The 892-nt window shown below is 57.6% G+C and carries 1 protein-coding gene; it reads left to right on the top strand.

Annotation, left to right across the window (positions count from 1 at the left end):
* Positions 1-892 (top strand): transposase (locus JWG43_RS17560; RefSeq protein ID WP_338033284.1); only part of this gene is annotated, 892 nt, incomplete at both ends.

Below are 892 nucleotides of genomic sequence, written 5' to 3'. Positions count from 1 at the left end.
TGCGTGATACTGGCCGGAATGTACAACCTGCCGGGATGGCGGCAGCACAAGTACCACCAGCGGCAATTCAAGAAGCAGTACTCCAAGGTACAGCGGCTCAAGCATTCCACATCCAAGGACGCAAGCAAACAGCAACGAAAGGAACAGGAGATACAAGAGGCCCATCGCGCCTACCTGGCTCTGGCGGAGGAGCACCTGAAACGCGCGCTGAAAACCAGTCAGCAGATCAGCCCGCACGATCCTGTTGCCCTGGCCCGGCTCTGCTCCTTAAACGACTTCATCCAACATGCCCGTCGGCAGATCGACCAGATTGACCGGCGGGTGCTCCAGGGGGAACGTATTCCTCACGACGAGAAGGTGTTTTCCCTGTTTCAACCGCACACCGAATGGATCAGCAAAGGCAAGGCCGGCGTTCCGGTCGAGTTGGGCCTGCGGGTGTGTATCATGGAAGACCGCGACCGCTTCATTCTCCACCACCAAGTGATGGAAAGGATCACCGATGACAAGGTGGCCATTGCCATGGTGGATGAGACAAAACAGCGATTCCCCAGATTATGCGCAGTCAGCATGGATAAAGCTTTTTATAGCCCCGGCAATAAGGAAGCCCTGAAAACGCGCCTGGAGTGTTCCGCCCTGCCCAAGAAGGGCAAGCTTTCACAGGCCGACAAGGCCCGGGAAAGCGAACCTGAATTTGTCGAACTGCGCCGACAACATTCGGCGGTGGAATCGGCCATCAATGCCCTTGAGGTCCACGGGCTCGACAAATGTCTCGACCACGGCATCAAGGGCTTCAAACGCTACGTCGCCATGGCGGTATTGGCACGGAACATACAGCGCCTGGGTGCGGTGTTGCGCCAGCAGGAGCAAGAAGCCGCTCAACGAAAGCGCGGCC

Origin of the sequence: Desulfobulbus alkaliphilus (genome assembly GCF_016918545.1) — a bacterium.
GTDB classification, from domain to species: Bacteria; Desulfobacterota; Desulfobulbia; order Desulfobulbales; family Desulfobulbaceae; genus Desulfobulbus; species Desulfobulbus alkaliphilus.
Note: the sequence above shows the minus strand (reverse complement) of the source record. Positions and strands in the feature narration are given on the sequence as shown.